Annotated in this window: 21 protein-coding genes; 11 read left to right on the top strand and 10 right to left on the bottom strand. The window is 71.3% G+C overall.

What is annotated here, in order from left to right; genetic code table 11:
- Nucleotides 1-626 precede the first annotated feature (626 nt).
- On the top strand, nucleotides 627-2,081 hold the full coding sequence (locus tag M3Q23_17055; protein MDP9343761.1) for a bifunctional DedA family/phosphatase PAP2 family protein: 1,455 nt from the start codon (nucleotides 627-629) through the stop codon (nucleotides 2,079-2,081).
- On the opposite strand, the gene M3Q23_17060 is transcribed toward M3Q23_17055, so the two are convergent.
- The 4 genes from M3Q23_17060 to M3Q23_17075 form a co-directional block, all read right to left on the bottom strand.
- Nucleotides 2,071-3,591, bottom strand: a complete 1,521-nt coding sequence (locus tag M3Q23_17060; protein ID MDP9343762.1) for a family 1 glycosylhydrolase — start codon at nucleotides 3,589-3,591, stop codon at nucleotides 2,071-2,073. The two genes, M3Q23_17055 and M3Q23_17060, sit on opposite strands and share 11 nt — an antisense overlap.
- 9 nt (nucleotides 3,592-3,600) lie before the next feature.
- Nucleotides 3,601-4,434, bottom strand: a complete 834-nt coding sequence (locus M3Q23_17065) for a DUF1028 domain-containing protein (GenBank protein ID MDP9343763.1) — start codon at nucleotides 4,432-4,434, stop codon at nucleotides 3,601-3,603.
- A 4-nt stretch (nucleotides 4,435-4,438) separates the two neighbouring features.
- Nucleotides 4,439-5,221: a tryptophan 2,3-dioxygenase family protein gene (locus M3Q23_17070; protein ID MDP9343764.1), complete on the bottom strand. Its 783-nt coding sequence runs from the start codon at nucleotides 5,219-5,221 to the stop codon at nucleotides 4,439-4,441.
- 76 nt (nucleotides 5,222-5,297) lie between these two features.
- Nucleotides 5,298-5,735, bottom strand: a complete 438-nt coding sequence (locus M3Q23_17075) for an acyl-CoA thioesterase (GenBank protein MDP9343765.1) — start codon at nucleotides 5,733-5,735, stop codon at nucleotides 5,298-5,300.
- Between the two features lie 34 nt (nucleotides 5,736-5,769).
- Here M3Q23_17075 and M3Q23_17080 point away from each other — a divergent pair, with 34 nt between their 5' ends.
- On the top strand, nucleotides 5,770-6,606 hold the full coding sequence (locus M3Q23_17080) for an LLM class flavin-dependent oxidoreductase (GenBank protein MDP9343766.1): 837 nt from the start codon (nucleotides 5,770-5,772) through the stop codon (nucleotides 6,604-6,606).
- Nucleotides 6,607-6,625: 19 nt separating this feature from the next.
- Nucleotides 6,626-8,818 (top strand): FAD-dependent monooxygenase, encoded by a 2,193-nt coding sequence (locus M3Q23_17085; protein ID MDP9343767.1) that lies wholly within the window; start codon nucleotides 6,626-6,628, stop codon nucleotides 8,816-8,818.
- A gap of 13 nt (nucleotides 8,819-8,831) precedes the next feature.
- Here M3Q23_17085 and M3Q23_17090 read toward each other — a convergent pair whose 3' ends face one another.
- From M3Q23_17090 to M3Q23_17100, 3 genes are read right to left on the bottom strand one after another with little or no spacing between them, the layout of a single operon-like run.
- Nucleotides 8,832-9,173 carry a DUF3054 domain-containing protein gene (locus tag M3Q23_17090; GenBank protein ID MDP9343768.1) on the bottom strand — a complete coding sequence of 114 codons (342 nt, stop codon included), beginning with the start codon at nucleotides 9,171-9,173 and terminating at the stop codon, nucleotides 8,832-8,834.
- 55 nt (nucleotides 9,174-9,228) lie between these two features.
- Complete coding sequence (locus M3Q23_17095) at nucleotides 9,229-9,435, bottom strand: hypothetical protein (protein MDP9343769.1); 207 nt, start codon at nucleotides 9,433-9,435, stop codon at nucleotides 9,229-9,231.
- Complete coding sequence (locus M3Q23_17100; GenBank protein MDP9343770.1) at nucleotides 9,435-10,796, bottom strand: phenylacetate--CoA ligase family protein; 1,362 nt, start codon at nucleotides 10,794-10,796, stop codon at nucleotides 9,435-9,437. The genes M3Q23_17095 and M3Q23_17100 overlap by 1 nt, the downstream gene beginning before the upstream one ends.
- Nucleotides 10,797-10,914: 118 nt before the next feature.
- On the opposite strand from M3Q23_17100, the gene M3Q23_17105 reads away from it, so the two are divergent.
- The 5 genes from M3Q23_17105 to M3Q23_17125 all read left to right on the top strand — a co-directional run bounded on the left by M3Q23_17105 (nucleotide 10,915) and on the right by M3Q23_17125 (nucleotide 14,957).
- A complete protein-coding gene (locus tag M3Q23_17105) occupies nucleotides 10,915-12,048 on the top strand; it encodes an acyl-CoA dehydrogenase family protein (GenBank protein MDP9343771.1) in 1,134 nt (377 codons plus the stop codon).
- Nucleotides 12,048-12,719, top strand: a complete 672-nt coding sequence (locus M3Q23_17110) for a TMEM175 family protein (protein MDP9343772.1) — start codon at nucleotides 12,048-12,050, stop codon at nucleotides 12,717-12,719. The genes M3Q23_17105 and M3Q23_17110 overlap by 1 nt, the downstream gene beginning before the upstream one ends.
- 68 nt (nucleotides 12,720-12,787) lie before the next feature.
- Nucleotides 12,788-13,405, top strand: a complete 618-nt coding sequence (locus tag M3Q23_17115) for a sigma-70 family RNA polymerase sigma factor (protein MDP9343773.1) — start codon at nucleotides 12,788-12,790, stop codon at nucleotides 13,403-13,405.
- A complete protein-coding gene (locus M3Q23_17120) occupies nucleotides 13,398-14,192 on the top strand; it encodes a hypothetical protein (GenBank protein ID MDP9343774.1) in 795 nt (264 codons plus the stop codon). The genes M3Q23_17115 and M3Q23_17120 overlap by 8 nt, the downstream gene beginning before the upstream one ends.
- Nucleotides 14,193-14,312: 120 nt before the next feature.
- Nucleotides 14,313-14,957 (top strand): hypothetical protein, encoded by a 645-nt coding sequence (locus tag M3Q23_17125; GenBank protein MDP9343775.1) that lies wholly within the window; start codon nucleotides 14,313-14,315, stop codon nucleotides 14,955-14,957.
- Nucleotides 14,958-14,992: 35 nt separating this feature from the next.
- Here the strand turns inward: M3Q23_17125 and M3Q23_17130 are convergent, their stop codons facing one another.
- Genes M3Q23_17130 through M3Q23_17140 form a run of 3 tightly spaced genes read right to left on the bottom strand, consistent with a single transcriptional unit; the run spans nucleotide 14,993 to nucleotide 17,479 of the window.
- Nucleotides 14,993-15,448 carry a RidA family protein gene (locus M3Q23_17130; GenBank protein ID MDP9343776.1) on the bottom strand — a complete coding sequence of 152 codons (456 nt, stop codon included), beginning with the start codon at nucleotides 15,446-15,448 and terminating at the stop codon, nucleotides 14,993-14,995.
- A gap of 19 nt (nucleotides 15,449-15,467) precedes the next feature.
- On the bottom strand, nucleotides 15,468-16,295 hold the full coding sequence (locus tag M3Q23_17135) for an enoyl-CoA hydratase family protein (protein ID MDP9343777.1): 828 nt from the start codon (nucleotides 16,293-16,295) through the stop codon (nucleotides 15,468-15,470).
- 11 nt (nucleotides 16,296-16,306) lie between these two features.
- Nucleotides 16,307-17,479 (bottom strand): acyl-CoA dehydrogenase family protein, encoded by a 1,173-nt coding sequence (locus M3Q23_17140; protein ID MDP9343778.1) that lies wholly within the window; start codon nucleotides 17,477-17,479, stop codon nucleotides 16,307-16,309.
- Between the two features lie 80 nt (nucleotides 17,480-17,559).
- On the opposite strand from M3Q23_17140, the gene M3Q23_17145 reads away from it, so the two are divergent.
- The 3 genes from M3Q23_17145 to M3Q23_17155 all read left to right on the top strand — a co-directional run.
- On the top strand, nucleotides 17,560-17,949 hold the full coding sequence (locus M3Q23_17145) for a YciI family protein (GenBank protein MDP9343779.1): 390 nt from the start codon (nucleotides 17,560-17,562) through the stop codon (nucleotides 17,947-17,949).
- 54 nt (nucleotides 17,950-18,003) lie between these two features.
- Nucleotides 18,004-18,375 carry a YciI family protein gene (locus M3Q23_17150; GenBank protein MDP9343780.1) on the top strand — a complete coding sequence of 124 codons (372 nt, stop codon included), beginning with the start codon at nucleotides 18,004-18,006 and terminating at the stop codon, nucleotides 18,373-18,375.
- A gap of 12 nt (nucleotides 18,376-18,387) precedes the next feature.
- The coding region (locus M3Q23_17155) for a sigma-70 family RNA polymerase sigma factor (protein MDP9343781.1) at nucleotides 18,388-19,492 on the top strand (1,105 nt) is incomplete at its 3' end.

A 19,492-nucleotide genomic window follows, 5' to 3' on the forward strand; every position in this document is an offset into this window, starting at 1 on the left:
AGCGACAATGAAGAGAACGCCAGCGAGCATCACGCTCAACGAGACTTGAGCGTGGTTGAAGAGTGCATTCGCCAGCGAGATCCGGCCTCTGACCTCTCGTGCATCGAACGAGCCCACCAAGGCCATCAAGCCGCCGACAGCTGGCCCGAAAAGATACACCGCGGCAAGAAGAACCGGCATGTCGAACGTCAACTGGATGTCATGGCCGAGGGAGACGGAAGAGGCGCTTGCAAGCACGACCATGGCCGTCCAGCCAGCGAAGACCGCTGGATTGATCTTGAAGGCCTGGGGGTTCAGCGCAAACCTGGATGCCAGGATGCCGAGTGCGAGGGCAAGGGTGCACCAGGCCAGGATCCTGAAGGCTGGGGGGTCGGGGGAGGGCGTGCGGCGTCGGAGGGGGAAATCTCTCGTCGACGCCGTGATTGAAGCAGCCACCCCGTCCCTCGACGCGGATCTTCGGGCCTCGTCGGCCGTGGGGTCAACATGGATCGGAGAGATGGGCGGGGGATATTCGACGCCAGGATGGACTAGTCACGCCGAGCGGCTAGCCTGTCCCCCGGAGTCGCGCTGTGCCTTCACTCCCTCCGGCCCGGCGTGCCACCATTCCGTGATCCTCCCGGAGGCCGATGTCCAACCTCATCGACAACGTCCTGTCCATGCCGGAGTGGGTGGCGCTGCTGATCGTGTTCGCGCTGCCTGCTCTGGAGGCGTCTGCGTTCGTGGGCTTCGTGTTCCCGGGCGAGATCGCCGTGATCCTGGGCGGGGTCCTCGCGTCGCAGCACAAGATCGGGCTCATGGAGGTCATCGCCCTGGCGGTCTCGGGCGCCGTGATCGGCGACGCCATCGGGTACTTCGTGGGGAAGCGGTGGGGGCGCCGGTTCATGGAGCGCACGTTCGGGCGGATCCCTGTGGTCGGCCACCACGTCACCAAGAGCCTCCCGCAGGCCGAGGCGTACCTGGCCCGGCGAGGGGGGTCCGCGGTGTTCTTCGGGCGGTGGACCGCGGCGCTCCGCGTGCTGGTGCCGGGCCTCGCCGGCATGGCGGGCGTGCGGTACCGGACCTTCGCGATCTTCAACCTCCTGGGCGGGCTGGCCTGGGCCACGACCTTCGTGCTGCTCGGGTACGGGGCCGGCAAGAGCTACCGCCGGGTGGAGCATTTCGCGGGACGACTGGGCCTGCTGCTGCTCCTGCTCGTCGTGGTGGTCGTCATCGTCCTGGCCATCGGGCGGTGGGTGGCGCGGCACCCCGAGCGGGTGCGGAGCTTCTGGGCCCGGCAGCTCGAGCGGCCGCGCGTGGCCCGGTTCCGCGCCCGATACCGGCGCCAGATCGATTTCCTGCTGAACCGGTTCCGGCCGGGAACGGCGGTGGGCCTCTCGCTCACCGTGAGCTTCGTGATGATCGGGCTGGCCAGCTGGGCGGCCGGCATCATCGGACAGGACGTCGTCGCGAACGAGGAGCTCACCCGCGTCGACCTCCCCGTGAAGCACTTCTTCGACGCACACCGAACCCACCTCGGCACGACCTGGATGAAGATCCTCACCGAGCTGGGGAGCTGGGCGTTCCTGGTCCCCGTGTTCCTGGGCATCGCCCTGTTGTGGCGGTGGCGGCGGAAGACGTGGCTTCCCCTGGTGATGTTCGCGGCGTCGATCGGCGGCGTGGCGCTGCTCCGCTTCGTGGTGGGCCAGCTCGTGGACCGGCCCAGACCGTTCCCGCCGGCCGGGCTGGGGCCGTTCACGGGGCCCAGCTTCCCGTCCGGGCACACGGTGAAGACGGTGGCTGCCTACGGGATGCTCGCCGCCCTGTACTCGCGCGAGACCCGGTCCTGGGCGAGGCGAGTGGCGGCGTGGATGGGCGCCTTCATCGTGTCGCTGGTGGTCGGGTTCACCCGGCTCTACCTGGGCGCCCACTGGCTGACCGACGTGCTGGGGGCATACGCGCTGGGGACGGCGTGGCTGTTCGCGCTGCTGTTCACCCTGGGGGCCGTGCGAGGGCGCGGGCTGCAGCTGCCGGCGCGCGAGCCGTCGCCCGATCCCATGGTGGAAGGGCCGAGCCACCGCCCATCCGAAGGCGTCAAGCAGTGAACGCGGCATCGAGGCCCTGGCCGGTTCGAAGCGCCCGGACGATGGTGCCGTACGCCCCCGCGGCGTCGTCGCCCATCGAGTCGCGCTCGAGGCGGGTGGCGCCCCGCGAGCGGTCCACCCCCAACAGCCCGAACCGTGGCTCGTAGGAACCCCACTCGTAGTTGTCGTACAGCGTCCAGTGCAGGTAGGCCTCGACCGGGAGGCCTTCCGCGACGGCGGCGGCAAGCCGTCCGAGGTACGCCCGGAGGTAGCGAACCCGGTTCCAGCCGTCGGGACGCGGATACGAGACGCCGTCGTGAACGCGGTTGCACAAGCCGTTCTCCACGACCCACAGGGGAAGCCCGGGCTCGTCGGCGTTCGCCCGGCAGAAGTCCACGAACGCGCCGGGCGCGGGCGGGTCCTCCCACAGGGGCCGGACCGGGTACCGCCATCTCTCTCCGGACGTACGGTGGCCGGGCGCACGAAACCGGCCCTTCGCCCAGGGAGCGTAGAAGTCGATCGCGATCGCGTCGAGCTTGTCGGGCCTCGGTGACGCGTACAGGGCATCGCTGGTCGCGGGCAGTCCGTGGCGGACGTTCCATCGGGCCAGCCCTGCCAGCAGGAGCTCCGAAGCGGCCTGCGACGGGCCCGCCATCCGCTTGCAGACCGACCGCCACCGGGTCCGCCGGTCGGCCAGGTAGGCGGGAAGCGCGTCGCGGTCGACCCCGCGTCTGCGGGCCAGGAGGAGGTCGATGAGGGACCGGTCGCTCTCGTAGATGGACAGGCTGACGTTGTTGGTAATCACCTGCGGGCGCGCCCACCCGCGTTCCACGTGGACGTCGTGAACGGCGTCGTACGCGCGCACGTGCGCGGCGAGGAGGTGGTCCAGGCCGCGGCGCAAGTCCGGCAGATGGAGCGGCCGGCCTCCGGGGAACCAGCCCCCGAACCAGGTCCCGATGGCCAGCGCGTTGATCTCGTTCAGGGTGACGTAGCGGCGGATGGGGGGCTCGCCCCGGGCCGCCAGGCCCTCGTCCAGCAGCGTGACCACCTGGCGGACGTACGCGGCGAACACGCGCGGCGAGTCCTCGCGCTGCCAGAACGAAAGGCCGAGCCACCGCGGGAGGGTGAAGTGGTGGAGCGTCACCAGCGGATCGAGGCCGCGACCCCGTGCGGCCGCCAGGATCTCGACGTATCGCTCAACCGCGTCGCGATCGAACGGCGGCTCTTCCTCGTTCTCGGTGGCGGAGGCGGAGGCGGTGGGCTGGACCCTGGCCCATTCGACGGACAGGCGGAACGTGTCCAGGCCCATCGCCGAGGCCACGTCCAGGTCCTCCTCGAACCGTCGCCAGGAGTCGTTCGCGATGCCGGAGGGCTCCACGCGCCCCGCCGCTTCCCAGTCGTACCAGTTGTTCCTGGGCTGGCCCGGACCGTTGTAGCCGCCCTCGACCTGGAACCCCGCCGTGGCCACGCCGAACGAGAACCCTCCGGGGAACGCGCCGGCCTCGAGGACGGCCAGGTCCGAGACGCGCATGTTCAGGGGCTACCGGTCGTGATCGTGTCGAAGGTACTCGAGCACGCGGGGATCGATCCGGCCCCTTCCGACCCACCGCTCCTCCAGGTTCGCCCAGCCCATGTAGTCGGACAGCGCATCCCACAGGTCCTGCCCCGGGTGGAGCCGGGCCAGGCGCTCCAGGTTCGAGCGGATCTCGTCCTCGACCTCCCCGTCCGCCTCCAGGACCTCGCGAGGGCGCTCGAAGTACAGGTGGTGGAGGTCGAGCAGCCTGGCAAGCTCCTCGATGGGCTGGTCGTGATGATCGACCCGAAGGTCGATGTAGCGGTCGTGGTTGCCGCCGTAGCCACCTCCCGGGCAGGCCACCACGAGTCCGGCGGCCTCCTGTCCCCGGCGGTCGCCTCCGGCCCGCTGGCCGGCACGCAGCGCCTGAACCAGGCGTTCCGCCAGCGGTCCCGCGGCGGCCTGGAACGCTTCCGCCATCGCCGCCACCACCTCCGCCGAGGCCAGGATGTTCCCCTGGCAGGCGAAGCCAGGGCCCGACAGCCCGCCCGCCCATTCGAAGCATTCAGCGCCGGTGAACGTGGCGACTCGTCCCGCGGCATCGACCACGCCGACCTGGCGCTGCTCTCGCTGCGGGTCGCCCTCCAGCAGCCGGTCCACGACGGCCTCCGGCTCGAGGCCCTCGGCCAGCAGGTCCAGGCCCCGTGGCCCGAACGTGACGTCGGCGAGGGCCTGGGTGGCCACGGCTCCGACGCCGCCCCGCGCCCACGGCACGATGGCCCCGGCGGCGAGGAACTTCGACTGCACGGCCACGCCGACCTCGTTGGCCTCGACGTCGACCGCGGCGATCGAGAATGTCATCGCGCTACAGCAAGCTGCGGAGCTCCCACAGCTCCGGGAAGAACCGCTTCTCCAGCGTGGTCCGCAGGTACGACGCGCCGCTCGACCCGCCCGTCCCCGACTTCGACCCGATCTGGCGCTCCACCATGAGGATGTGCCGGTACCGCCACAGCGAGAACAGCTCGTCGTGGGTGAGCAGACCCTCGCCCAGGTGCCACAGGTCTGCGTATTTCTCCCGGTCCCGGGCCACGGCCAGCAGGCTCTGCCGGCGGGCCTCCTCGTCGTCCTCCGGCATGGGAACGCCCGAGGCCCCCAGGAGGTCGCAGTAGGCGTCCCACAGCGTGGGCTCGTCCAGGCGTCGTTCCAGCCGGGCTCGCTCCTCGTCGGAGTCGCCGAGGTGCGTCAGGAAGCCGCGCTGCTTCAGGCCCGACACGAACTCGATCTCCCGGAACTGCACCGACTGGAAGCCCGAGGCCGGGGACAGGTTCGAGCGGAACTCCAGGAAGTCCTGCGGCGACATGGTCTCCAGGACGGCCACCTGCTCGATCAGCACGCGTTCGATGACGTGGATGCGGCCGAGATAGTGGCGGGCCAGATCCGGGTGGCGGGCGAACATGTGATCCCGCGCGGCCTCGGCCTCGAACAGCAGCTCCTTGAACCACAGCTCGTAGGCCTGGTGGACCACGATGAACAGCAGCTCGTCGTGGGCGGGCGGGTCCGACAGCAGGCTCTGGAGGGACAGCAGCTCGGGTACCCGCAGGTAGGAGCCGTAGGAGAGGCCCTCCTCCTCCGCGGAGAGCTTTCCCATCCTCCGGATGGACCGGGAGCGGGAACGCGTGCGCGGCTCGGGCTTGGGCTCCGCCGGAGGTGGCATGGCTCTGATCCTAGACGAGACGCTCCGGTGGCTGCGGGCCGGCGGTGGCCAGCAGGCGGCGGTACCGCTCGGGCCACCGGACCGGCCTGCCTCCGGCCCGGTCGAGCAGCACGGCCACCGCTCGGCCCCGCGCGCACAGCTCGCCTCCTCGGCGGACCTCGACCTCGTACGTGATGGACGTTCGCCCCACGTGGGCCACCGTCAGCGCCACGTCCACCAGGTCACGGTGCCACAGCGGTCGCAGGAAATCGACCTCGATGTGGGCACGAGGGAGCCGGCCGTAGACGTCGTCCAGGAACCCCAGCCGCTCGATGAGGGCCGTCTCCGCGGCCTCCATGAGCCGGGGAATCGCCGTGTTGTGGTAGGCGCCCGAGGCGTCCGTGTCGCTCCACTCGATGCGGCGCTGCACCACGATGGATGCGCCGGCCGGGGCGGGTTCCTGGGTCATGGCCCCCACAGGGTAGTGAGGTAGCCTCCGCCTCGTGGACGTCGGGGTGGGCCTGCCGAACGCGGTTCCGGGGACCGAAGGCAGGGCGGTGGTGGAGTGGGCCAGGCGTGCCGACCGGGGTCCGTTCGCCAGCGTGGGGCTGCTGGACCGGGTCCGCTACGACAGCTTCGACCCGTTCCCGGTGCTGGGGGCGGCGGCGGCGGTGACCGAGCGCGTTCGGCTGGTGACCATGGTGGTGATCGCCCCGATACGGACCGCGGCGCTGCTGGCCAAGCAAGCCGCGTCGGTGCACGAGCTCTCCGGAGGGCGGCTGACGCTCGGGCTCGCCATCGGAGCCCGGCACGAGGACTACCACGCCGTCGGGGTCGATCCGAAAGGCAGAGGGCGGCGGTTCTCGGAGCAGCTCGCCGAGATTCGGGACGCCTGGGAGGCGGGCCGCCTCGGCCCGGCGGCACGTGGCGGGCCGGAGCTGCTGGTCGGCGGGTGGATGGGCACGGCCATGGCCCGGGTGGCCCGGTTCGCCGACGGGTACGTGCACGGCGGCGGTCCGCCCCGGGCGTTCGAGCGGGCCGCGTCGCAGGCCCTCGCGGCGTGGGCCGACTTCGGCCGCCCCGGGCGGCCCCGGCTGTACGGGCAGGCATACTTCGCCCTGGGCGAGGCGGCGGCCGAGAGGGGCGCCGACTACCTGCGCGACTACTACGCGTTCACCGGGCCGTTCGCCGAGAAGGTCACCGCCGGGAACCTCACCTCTGCGCGAGCGATCCGCGACTTCCTCAGAGGCTACGAGGACGCGGGCTGCGACCACCTCGTCCTCCTTCCCACGGTGTCCGATCCGGGCCAGGTCGATCGCCTCGCGGACGTGCTCGCATGAGAACCGAGCGGAGCTCGGGATGAGGATCGGCATCCTGGGCGGCGGGCCGGCGGGGCTGTACTTCGCGCTGCTGGCCAAGAAGGCCGACCCCTCGAACCAGATCACCCTGATCGAGCGCAACGCGCCCGACGCGACGTTCGGGTGGGGAGTGGTGTTCTCCGAGGAAACGCTGGGGGCACTTCGGGACGCGGATTACGAGAGCTACCTCCAGATCACCGAGGCCTTCGCGACGTGGAGCGCCATCGACGTGGTGTTCGGCGGGCAGGTCGTTCGTTCCCGCGGCCACGTGTTCTCCGGCGTGGCCCGCAAGAAGCTCCTGGAGATCCTTCAGTCCAGGTGCCGATCGGTGGGCGTCGACCTCCAGTTCCACACCGAGTTGCCGGACCTCGGCGTGTTCGACGGCTTCGACCTGGTGGTGGCGGCCGACGGGGTGAACAGCACGGTCCGGCAGCTGTACGGCGGGGAGGTCCGGCCGACCCTCGACGTGCACCGGTCCAAGTACGTGTGGTTCGGGACCGACCTGGTGTTCGACGCGTTCACGTTCATCTTCCGCGAGACCCCGCATGGCCTGTTCCAGGTGCACGCGTATCCGTTCGACGCTCAGACCTCCACGTTCATCGTGGAGTGCAACCAGGCCACCTGGGAGCGGGCCGGCCTCGAGGCCATGACCGAGGCCGAGTCGATCGCGTTCTGCGAGGAGCTGTTCGGGCCGGAGCTGGCCGGTCACAAGCTGATGTCCAACCGCTCGCTGTGGGTCAGCTTCGTCACCGTGCGGTGCGAGTCGTGGCACGTCGGGAAGGTGGTGCTGCTGGGGGACGCCGCGCACACCGCGCACTTCACCATCGGATCGGGCACGAAACTGGCCATGGAGGACGCCATCTCGCTGTCGAACGCGCTGCTCCGCCATCGCGATGTGGAGGCCGCGCTGGTCGAGTACGAGCTGGAACGGCAGCCGGTGGTCGAGCGGTTCCAGGAAGCCGCGCGAGAGAGCGCGACCTACTTCGAGAACGTCATCCGGTATCGGGGATTCGAGCCGCTCCAGTTCTCGTTCCACCTGCTGACCCGCAGCGGACGGATCACCCACCTGGAGCTCGAGAAGCGCGACCCGGCGTACCTGGCACGCGTGGACCGGTGGTTCGCGGGCCACGCCGGCCGGGAGGCGGGCACGATGCACGCCGGCGCGAGGGGTGTGCGCGAGGCCACGGGGACCATCGTCGTGCCGCCCCCGGTGTTTGCGCCGCTCCGCCTGCGAGGCCTGACCCTGCCGAACCGGATCGTGCTGGCCCCGCCCGGCGAGGACCTCGCTTCGGAGGGCCTCCCCGGCGACGACCACCTGGCGCCGCTGCGTGAGGCCGCCGTGACGGGAGCCGGCCTTGTGCTCACCGAGACGGTCGCGGTGTCCGCCCACGGGCGGATCACCTCCGGCTCCGCCGGGCTGTATCGCGACGACCACATGGAAGCGTGGGCGGCCGCGGCCCGAGACGTGCACGAGCGGGGGCAGGCCATGATCGGCGTGGTGCTCGGGCATGCCGGTCGCCGGGGCGCCACCCGGCCCCGCAGGGGCGGCATCGACCGCCCGCTCGCCGACGGCGGGTGGCCGCTGCTGTCGGCGTCGCCCCTCCCCTACACACCGCGGATGCCCGTCCCTCACGAGATGGACGACCGGCGCTTCCGCGACGTCATGGAGGACTTCCTCGCCACGACGGAGCGGGCCGCGGCGTGCGCGTTCGACCTCCTGGTCCTGGATTTCTCGCACGGCTACCTGCTGGCCAGCTTCCTCTCTCCGCTGGCCAACCGGCGTGAGGACGAATGCGGCGGCTCGCTGGAGAACCGGATGCGGTTCCCGCTCCGGGTGCTGGACGCGGTTCGGGCCGCCTGGCCGGCGGAGCGGCCGCTGGCCGTGAGGTACACCGCGGATGACTGCGCGCCCGGCGGCCTCAGCCCGGATGACGTCGTGTCCGCCGCGGAAGCGTTCCGCGATCACGGATGCGACCTGCTGGACGTGGTGGCGGGCCAGACGGTGGCGGCCGACCGGCCCGTCTACGGACGGATGTTCCTGGTCCCCTGGAGCGACCGGGTTCGAAACGAGACCGGGGCTCCGACGCTGACCACAGGCAACATCACGACGGTCGACGAGCTCAACACGATCCTGGCCGCGGGCCGGGCCGACCTGTGCGTGCTGGATCCCAGGGTCCTCGGAAGAAGCGGGTAGTCATGTTCGGCCGCTACCGCATCAGCTTCGCCCGCCCCCCGGTGCCCAGGAGGAACCTGGCCGCGAGCCGCCAGGCCAGCAGGAACAACAGGGTGAACGCGAGGGCGACGCCGATGAAGGCGACGAGCTTCCCGGCGGTGGCCGGCCGGTGGAAGATGGCGTACCGGACCAGGATGCCGCCGGCCACTGCCACCAACCAGGCCGGCAGGAGCGTGCGGAGCGTGGCCTGCCGGTAGGTGCCCAGCACCGCCCCGGCGGCGAACCAGAGCACCAGGATGGGCCCCAGGACCCGAAGGACGCTCGCCGCCGTGACGCCCTCGTCGTGCGTGCTCAGCCCGATCAGGACGAACACCACGAACGCCGCCGTGTCCCCGGCCGCCAGGACGAACCTGGACCGGGCCGTCAGGTCGTCACGCGCCCAGGTCGTACGGCTGGGCGGGGTCCATGTCCAGCCCGTTCGCCACCTGCCACAGCGCGGCCAGCGCCTTGGCGGCGTTGCGGCGGGCGAACGGGGGCAGGTCGTCGCCGTGGTCACGCAATATGGCTTCCAGCTTCCGGTACACCTCGACCAGCGCGGCCTCGGCCTCGTCCAGCGTCACGCCCATCGCGTTCTCCATCAGTGCCTCCGCTCGCCCTCGGAGCCGATGACGGTCCGTTCGTCCAGCACGCGCTTGGCCTTCAGCTCGAACCGCGGAAGCGAGCCGTCCTCCGCCCGCTTCACGCCGAACCGGAGCCCCTCGTGGCTCTCGGCCAGCTCCTTTCCCAGCTGCGACAGGACGGTCTCGGCGTCCACGCCCGCGGCCGCATCCGGGATCTCCACGAGCACCTCGATCTCGTCGCGGATGCCGTCCGCCGTATACAGGTGGACCTGGAACTCGTCGATCTCGGGATGCTCCCGGATCAGCGCCTCGACCGCCCGTGGGTACACGTTCGTCCCCCGAACGAGCTTCATGTCGTCGACCCGTCCCCGGATGCCGCCCTCGTAGATGTCGAAGGTGCGGCCGCACGGGCAGGTCGAACCGGGCACCCGAACCACGAAGTCGCGGGTCCGGTACCGGATCACGGGAATGAACCCGCGGCCGAACGAGGTGACCACGCGCTCTCCCATCTCGCCGTACGGGACGGGCTCGTCCGTGACCGGGTCGACGACCTCCTCGATGTAGTGGTCCTCGATGACGTGCGTCCCGCCCGGCTGCTCGGAGCACTCGAAGATCATGATCGTGCCGAGCTCGGTCATCCCCGCCGTGTCGCCGGCCTTGGCCCCCCACTGCTCCTCGATCAGCCGCTTGGTCGCCGGGATCGAGCCCGCCGGCTCGCCCGACAGGATCACCTTCTGCACCGCGCTCGACGCCAGGTCGATCCCGAGCCCACGCGCTTCCTGGGCCATCCGAAGCGCGTAAGTCGGCGTCGACGCCACCACCGTGGCGCCCATCTCCACGATCTGCCTGACGCGCTGCTCCGTGGTCATGGCCCCGCCGGGCAGCGTCAGGCAGCCGATCTTCTCGCACGCGTAGTGCAGGCCCCAGAACCCGATGAACGTGGAGTAGCCGAACGCGACGAACACGGTATCGGCGGGCCGCACGCCGAACCCCCACAGCCCATAGCACCACATCTCCGCGATCCACTCCCAGTCCTTCAGGGAGTCCAGCACCCGGATCGGCGTGCGGCCGGTCGTGCCCGAGGTCATGTGGTAACGGATCGCGCGCTCAGGTGGCGCGGCCAGGATCGGCCCGTACGGCGGGTGCTCCACCTGGCCCTGCATCCACTCGTCCCTGGTCAGGAACGGGAGACGGCGGAGATCGTCAATCGAGTTGAGCGAATCCGCCGTGACCCGAGCCTCGCGCAGGCGTTCGGCCTGCCAGGGAACCCTGGACTGGGCCCAATCCACGAGTCGCCTGAGCTTGCGAACCTGCAGGGCTTCGAGCTGGTCGCGGGGCATGGTCTCGTGGCGCGGGTTCCAGTACGGCGAGTCGTTCATCCCGGCCCCCTTCGCGGCGTTCCGAGTCGACGTCTCTGTTCGAGCGGCGTTCGAACAACGCCCGCCACGGGCGAGCCCATCGTAGCGACTGGCGCTCGGCCCGTGGTATACGCCTCCCGTGTCCTTCGCCCTCGACCCGGAACACGAGCGCTTGGCGGACCAAGCACGCCGCGTGGCGCGCGAAGCATTGCGCTTGGTGGCCCAAGCGGGCCCGCCGGGACGGGTGAACCGCCCGCTGGTCCGCGCGCTCGCGGACCACGGACTGCTCCCTCGCCTGTTTCCGGAACGGGCCGGCGGCACGGCAGAAGGAGAGGTCTCGGCCATGGACCTCTGCGTGCTCCGCGAATCCCTGGCTCGGGAGTCGACGGAGGCCGAGACCGCGCTGGCGCTACAGGGCCTCGGGGCGTACCCGATCCTTCAGTCGGGATCGCCGGAGCTGGTCGATCGGTGGATTCCCCCGGTGGCGCGCGGCGACGCGATCGCGGCGTTCGCCCTCACCGAGCCCGAGCACGGCTCCGACGCCGGGGAGCTGGAGCTGGCGGCGGATCGCGAAGGTGAGGGCTTCCGCCTGAGCGGCGTGAAGACGTGGATCTCCAACGCGCCCGACGCGGACGTCTACACCGTCTTCGCCCGCACCACGCCCGGCGCCGGAGCGCGGGGCGTGACGGCGTTCACGGTGGCGGGCGACAGCGCCGGGCTGACCGGCACACCGCTGGAACTCATCGCGCCCCATCCAGTCGGGCGCCTGGAGTTCGACGGCGTCCGGGTCGCGGCATCGGACATGCTGGGCGAGTCGGACGCCGGGTTCCGGGTGGCCATGCGCACGCTCGACCTGTTCCGTCCGAGCGTCGGGGCTTTCGCCGTGGGCATGGCCCAGGCGGCCCTCGATGCCGCTGTGGCGCACGCGGCGGAGCGGGAGTCGTTCGGGAAGCCGCTGCGCGAGCACCAGGCCGTCTCGCACCTGCTGGCGGAGATGGCCACACGAACACAGGCCGCGCGCCTGCTCGTCTACTCGGCCGCCTCGGCCCACGACGCCGGCCAGCGCGTGACCATGGCGTCGGCCATGGCCAAGCTGTTCGCCACGGAGACCGCCCAGTGGGTGGTGGACTCCGCCGTGCAGATCCACGGCGCACGGGCGCTCGAGCGCGGGCACCTGCTGGAGCACCTGTACCGGGACGTGCGGGCCCCGCGCATCTACGAGGGAACCACCGAGATACAGCGGGAGATCATCGCGCGCGAGCTGTACCGCTGATGGAGCCGACCGGCGAGGCCGAGCGTCGCCCCGCGGGCCGGGGTGAAGACGACGAGTCGGGCAGCGGGTTCGGCCGGATCCTGGCCCTGTCGGACGGCGTGTTCGCCATCGCCCTCACCCTGCTGGTCCTGGAGATCGCCGTTCCCCGGGGCACCAGCGGCTCCGACCTGGGACGGGCGCTCCTGCACCTGTGGCCGCGGGGGTTCGCGTACTTCCTGAGCTTCGCCATCATCGGGCGGTTCTGGGTCGCCCATCACCTGGCGTTCCGTTACATCGCGCGATTCGACTTCCGGCTGATCTGGCTCAACCTGCTCCTGCTGTTCTTCGTGGCGTTCCTGCCCTTCCCGACGGAGGTCCTGGGCCAGTTCGGGGCGCACTCGATCGCCGCGGTGTTCTACGCGTCGAGCGTCGCGGCGGCGTCCGCCGCGTCCGCGGCAGTGTGGTGGTACGCGTCGGGCCGGGGAGGGCTGCTCCGATCCGGGATCGATCCCGCCCTGGTCCGGCTGGCCCGGATTCGCAGTTTCTCGGGAGCTCCGTTCTTCCTGCTGACCGTTCCGGTGGCCCTGGTCTCCTCGTACGCGGCCATGGCCCTGTGGACGCTGGGGTTCCCGGCCCTTCGCCTGCTCATCTCGATCCGGCACCGGCCCAGAGAGCCCAGAGAGGCCAGATAGCCGCCCGGGCCGGGAACCACACGCCGACCGGGGGTGTACAACCCAACGAAGACGTCAATCGGGTGCACGTGGACGTTCGGTGCGCGGAAGTGGAGGGCCGTCCACTGGAGGAAGCCGAACTCGTCGAGCGGGCACGGCAGGGCGATGTCGGCGCGTACGAGGAGCTCGTTCGCCGGTACCAGCACGTGGCGGCCCGGACGGCCTACCTCGTCACCAGGCTGGCAGCCGAGGCCGAGGACGCGGTGCAGGAGGCCTTCGTGAAGGCGTACTACGCGCTGCCCCGTTTCCGGGGGGACGCCCCGTTCCGTCCGTGGCTGCTCGCCATCGTGGCGAACGAGGCCAGGAACCGGCGGAAGTCGGCGGCCCGGCGGGCCCGGCTGGCCCTGCGGGCGGGACAGGACCGTCCCTCGGGGGATGCGGCTCCATCCCCCGAGGTGGCGGCCCTGGCGGAGGAGGAGCGAACGATCTTGGTGGCAGCGATGAACCGGCTGAAGGAACACGACCGCATGGTCATCGGGTACCGATATTTCCTGGGCCTGTCCGAGCGGGAGACCGCGGTGGCGCTCGGCGTGCCGGCCGGGACAGTGAAGTCTCGCCTGGCCCGGGCCCTTCGCCGCCTCCGGAAGATCCTCGAGGCTTCCTCCGCGGAGCCGCTGGCGGCGCAGGAGGGAGGCCGCGGTGGCTGACCGGCGGTGGCAGATGTCGGACGACCAACTGGAGACCGCCCTGGCCAGCCTGGGGAGGTATCTGGAGTATCCGGAACCGGACGTGGCCGCGGCGGTGGTCGCGAGGCTCACCGCGCGTCCGGCCGCGCGTCCCGGAATCGTGGAACGCCTGCTTCCCCGCCGGCCGGTGCGGCGGGTCGCCGTGCTCGCGCTGGCGATGCTCGTGCTGCTGTCGGGCGCGGCAGTTGCGGGGCGGCTCGGGTTGCCGGGACTTCGGATCATCTTCCAGCCCAAGGCGACGGTGTTGCCGTCCCCTCCACCGGTCGGGACACAGCTGTTCCTGGGCGGGCGCACGACGCTGGAGCGGGCCCGGGACCAGGTCTCGTTCCCGGTGGAGGTGCCACGCGGCCGGCATCTCGGCCCGGCCGAGGTCTACGTGAGCGTCGTTCCGGCCGGCGGGCGGGTGTCCCTGGTGTACCGGCCGCATCCCGGACTGCCGGCGGCCCGGTTCACTGGCGTCGGAGCCCTCGTCACCGAGTTCCGGGGCAGCGTGAACCCAACCCTCATCAAGAAGCTGATGGCGTCGGGCACGAAGGTGGACTTCGTCCAGGTGAACGCCCAGTCCGGGTTCTGGTTCTCCGGGGCCCCACACGAGATCTACTACACCGACGAGCACGGGCGGCCGTTCACCGACAGCGTCCGGCTGGCCGGCAACACCCTGGTATGGGTGGATGCCGAGCTCACGCTCCGGCTGGAGTGCCGCTGCTCCGAGGCACGCGCCATCGCCATCGCGTCGTCGGTGCGCTGACGTCCCGAACCGCCCGGGGCCGCCCGCACCCGCACGGTGAGCGCAGGACCGCATGACGCCGCAGGAACCGATCTGCCGCTCCGGTTGTAGGAAGGGCAAGGCGAGCGAAAGGGAGGAACCATGCGAGCCAGGTTGACGGTGGCGGCGGTGATCGGGACGGTGGTGCTCGGGCTGGCACAGCCGGCGGGGGCGAAGGGCATCGGCGTCGTCAACATCAACGGCCCCAACCTTCCCTCGGGTGGCATCACCATCCCCGGGAACGGGCCGGCCGGGGAGGAGCTGTCCCGGCTGGGGCTGTTCGCGCAGACCAAGGACCGGCCGCCGTGGGCGATCGGGGTCTCGCGTGCCGACCTCGGCCCGAAGTACGTCGTCGAGTACCGGCTTCGGGACTTCCCGGGCGGCTCGGTCACGGTCCGCCAGGACCTGTACCCCTACGCGAAGGACGGGGTCTGGACGTACACCGCCCCGGGCCAGCGTCTCGGCCCAAAGGGACCCCGGATCGACGCCGGATGGTGGGTGGCATCGACCGAGATGCTGGCCGAGCTGGAACGCCTGGGACTTCCCCAGCCCGCTGCTGCGAGCGCGGGAGGCGCGACCCCGATCAACGGTGCTCCCGCGACCCCGGCCGTTCGGGCGGCCGCTCCGCAGCCTGCCGGGCCGGGCCTGGCCTGGCCCTGGATCGTGGCCGGCGCCATCGCCATGACGGCGGTGGTCGTGGGACTTCTGGCCACGTTGCGCGTGCGGCGCGCTACCGGCGTGGCCTGAGCCGGCAGGAGGCTGGCGTGGGCGGGACGGCTCGGTCAGCCCTCCGGCACCACCGCGACGCACACCAGCTCCACCCGGGCCCGGGCGTCGAACAGGCCCCGGATCTCGAACAGGGAAACCGCGGGGAAGTGCCGGCCGAGGCGCCGCCGCCACGCCTCGCCGATCTCGCGCAGCGCGGACCGGTACTCGGCCGCATCGGTCACGAAGATCTGCACCGACACCAGGTGCTCGGGACTTCCGCCAGCCGCGCGCAGCGCCTCCACCACGTTCGCCGCCGCCTGGTCGAACTGGGCCACGATCCCCTCGTCGATCGAGCCGTCCGGCCGGTGCCCGGCCTGCCCTCCCAGGTAGATCGTGCGGCCGGCGGCCGGGACGACCGCGTGGGAGAACCCCTGCGGCGGGAGCAGCTTCTCGGGGTTGATCAGCCGGTGCGGGCTCTCGGCTGGCTGGTTCGCGCCCCCGAAGGCCGGCGGGTCCGTACCATCGGTCACCGGCCGGTCCATGCCATGGTCACCGGCCGGTCCACTCCGGAGGCCGCTGCTCCTTGAACGACCGGTAGAACTCCGCGTGGTCCGCGCTCCGCATCAGCAGCGCCTGGGCCGCCGCCTCCAGCTCGAGGGCGCTGGACAGGTCGACGTCCTGCTCCCTGGACAGCAGCATCTTGGTGGTGGCGTACGCGGCCGCCGGGCCCTCCGCCAGCCGGCGGGCCACGGCCGCCGTCTCCTCACCCAGCCGTTCGTCGTCCACCACCGCCGTGGCCAGCCCGATCAGGAACGCGCCCTCGGCGTCCAGGGCGTCCCCCAGCAGGAGCAGCTCGGTGGCGCGCCCCAGCCCCACCACACGCGGCAGCAGATACGCGGCGCCCATGTCGCCTCCGGCCAGCCCCACCTTGGTGAACAGGAACGCGAAGGACGCCGACCGGGCCAGGATCCGGAGATCGGCCGCCAGCGCGATCACCGCTCCCGCCCCGGCCGCGATCCCGTTCACGGAGGCCACGATGGGGATGGGGCACTCCCGCATGGCCTTGACCACGGCGCCGGTCATGCGGGTGAACTCCATGGTCTCGTGGGTGTCGCGCTCCAGGAGGACCCCGATGATCTCGTCGACGTCGCCGCCCGAGCAGAACCCCCGCCCGGTCCCCGTTAGGACCAGCACGCGGACGTCGCCCCGGTGCGGGAGCTCGGTCAGCAGGTCGCGGAGGTCCGCGTAGACGTCCAGGGTCAGCGCGTTCAGCCGCTCGGGCCGCTGGAAGGTGACGGTGGCCACGCCATCGGCGACGCCGTACCCGAAGTGCTTCCACTCCGAGGTGAACCCGGCGGAGGCGCGGAACGGGCTCACGTCACGAAGCCCTACTCGAATGCCCGGAGACCGGTGAGGGCCTCGCCGATCACGAGCGAGTGGATCTCCGAGGTCCCCTCGTAGGTCAGCACCGACTCCAGGTTGTTCATGTGGCGGAGCACGGGGTACTCGAGCGTGATGCCGTTCGCCCCCAGGATGGTGCGGGCCTCCCGGGCGATGGCCAGCGCCTCGCGCACGTTGTTCAGCTTCCCCACGCTGACCTGCTCGGGCCGCAGCGTCCCGGCGTCCTTCATCCGCCCCAGGTGCAGGGCGAGCAGCTGGCCCTTGACCAGCTCGACCAGCATGTTGGCGAGCTTCTGCTGCGTGATCTGGAACGAGCCGATGGGCTTCCCGAACTGCTCGCGGGTCTTCGCATAGTCGAGCGCCGCCTGGAAGCACGACCGCGCCGCGCCCATGGCCCCCCACACGATCCCGTAGCGGGCCTCGTTCAGGCACGACAGCGGGCCCCGCATCCCCACCACGTCCGGCAGGACGGCGTCGGCGGGCAGGCGGACCTCGTCCAGGACCAGCTCAGAGGTCACCGAGGCCCGCAGCGACAGCTTCCTGGCGACGTCCTTGGTGGTGAACCCTGGCGTGTCCGCCGGCACCACGAACCCGCGCACCCCGTCGTCGGTTCGGGCCCACACGATGGCCACGTCGGCGATGCCGCCGTTGGTGATCCACATCTTGGTTCCGGACAGCACCCAGTCGTCGCCGTCGCGCTTGGCCCACGTGCGCATGGAGCCCGGGTCCGAGCCCGAGTCCGGCTCGGTCAGGCCGAAGCATCCGATCGCCTGGCCGGCGGCCATCCGGGGGAGCCATTGCTGCTTCTGCTCGTCGGAGCCGTACTTCCAGATCGGGAACATGGCCAGCGAGCCCTGGACGGACACGAAGCTGCGGAAGCCGGAGTCGCCGGCCTCGAGCTCCGTGCACGCCAGCCCGTACTGCACCGCGCTGGCGCCGGCGCAGCCGTACCCCTCCAGGTGCATCCCCAGCAGCCCGAGCCGGCCGATCTCGGTGGCCACCTCCGTGGGGAACTGGGCACGCTCGAACCATTCGTCGATGCCCGGCAGGACCCGGTCCCGGACGAAAGAACGGACCGTGTCCCGGACGGCGCGTTCCTCGTCCGACAGCTGCGCGTCCAGCCCGAGGAAGTCCAGCGCGTCCAGTGAGGGCTTGGCCACGTCGGTAGCCTACTGCCGCCGGCGGGCGCTGAATTCTCGGGCCAGTTGTCGAAATCGGGGGCGGTGCGTTCGTCGGTAGGGTGAGCGGCGCCACGGGGCGCCGCCGGGAGGAGGCGATGAACGTGAAGTATGCGCTGCTGATCTACCAGCAGGAGGGCGGTTGGGAGGGGCTGTCGGATGACGAGCAAAAGGCCATCTACCAGCAGCACGCCGACTTCGGGGCGTGGCTGGACGAGCGGGGGTGGGCCCGGGGCGGTGAGGAGCTGGCGGCGACCTCGTCCGCCACGTCCGTGCGGCTGGAGAACGGCCGCACCGTGACCACCGACGGGCCGTTCGCGGAGACCAAGGAGCAGCTTGGGGGCTTCTACCTCATCGAGTGCGACAACCTCGACCAGGCCATCGAGGCGGCCTCGCGGATCCCCGCGGGAGACCGCGGGACGATCGAGGTCCGGCCGGTCGTCGAGCACTAGCCGGAACGCCCCGGCCGGGGCACCGCGCCCGCGAGGCGAGAAAGGAGCTGGAACATGGCGAAGCACATGCTGGTCATCTGGACCAACGGCGAGGCCTGGGGCAAGATGTCCCAGGAGGAGCAGCAGGGCCTGTTCGTGGAGTACTTCCAGTACACGCAGTGGCTCATCGACCAGGGGTGGTTCCTGGTGGGGGACCCGCTGAAGCCGGAGGCCAAAACGGTCCGCGTCCGGGACGGAGAGACTCAGGTGACCGACGGCCCGTACGCCGAGACCAAGGAGTTCCTGGGCGGCTACTACGTGCTGGAGTGCACGCAGGAGCAGGCCCTGGAGGCGGCGGCGAGGATCCCGGACGCCCGGTTCGGGGCCATCGAGGTCCACGAGGTCGTTCCGGTCGAGGCCCCGGCCGGCATGGAGATGCCCCACTAGGCATCGACGGCCATCGACGTTCACCGGGACGTTCGCGAGGTCGTCGAGCGCCTGTTCCATGAGGAGCACGGGCGAGCGCTGGCGACCCTCATCCGCGCGGTCGGCGACTTCGACCTGGCCGAGGAGGCGGTCCAGGACGCCTTCGTCCGGGCCATGGACCGGTGGCCGGCCGACGGCGTGCCCGACAACCCCGGCGCCTGGATCACCGCAACCGCCCGGAACCGGGCCATCGACCGGATTCGCCGCGAGCGCCGGCTCCGGGACAAGGTCGAGCTCATCCGGGCCCTCGACCGCCTTCAGTCCCTACCCGACGAGGAGGAGATGCGCGTGCGGGCCTGGCCCGACGAACGCCTGAGGCTGGTGTTCACGTGCTGCCATCCCGCGCTGGCCCGTGACACCCAGGTGGCGCTCACGTTGCGAACGCTGGGCGGGCTGACCACCCGGGAGATCGCGCGGGCCTTCCTGACCACCGAATCGACCGTCGCGCAGCGGCTGGTCCGGGCCAAGCGCAAGATCCGGGAAGCGGCGATCCCCTACCAGGTGCCGCCTCCCGGCCTGCTGCCGGAACGGCTGGCGGGCGTGCTCGGGGTCCTGTACCTGGTGTTCAACGAGGGGTACGCCTCGACCGAGGGGCCGCTGGTTCGCTCAGACCTGTGCGCGGAGGCCATCCGGCTGACCCGGGTCGTGGTGGGCCTCCTGCCGGCGGAGGCGGAGGCCGTCGCGCTGCTCGCGCTGATGCTGCTCCACGATTCCCGGCGGGATGCTCGAGTGGACGCGCAGGGCGACCTCGTGCTGATGGACGACCAGGACCGTTCCCGCTGGAACGCCGGGGAGATCGGGGAAGGCCTCGCGCTCCTGGACCGGGCCCGCCAGCTCGGCCCCGCCGGCCCCTACCAGGTCCAGGCGGGCGTCGCCGCCGAGCACGCCCGGGCGCCCCACGCCGAGGCGACGGACTGGCCGGCCGTCGCGGCGCTGTACCGTTCGCTGCTCGCCATCCAGCCCTCGCCCGTGGTCGCGCTGAACGCGGCGGTCGCCGTGGCCATGGCCGACGGCCCCCAGGCCGGGCTGGCCTTGGTGGACCGGCTGGCCGCGACCGGCGCGCTGGACCGGTACCACC

It is taken from the genome of Actinomycetota bacterium (assembly GCA_030774015.1).
Classification (GTDB): Bacteria; Actinomycetota; UBA4738; order UBA4738; family JACQTL01; genus JALYLZ01.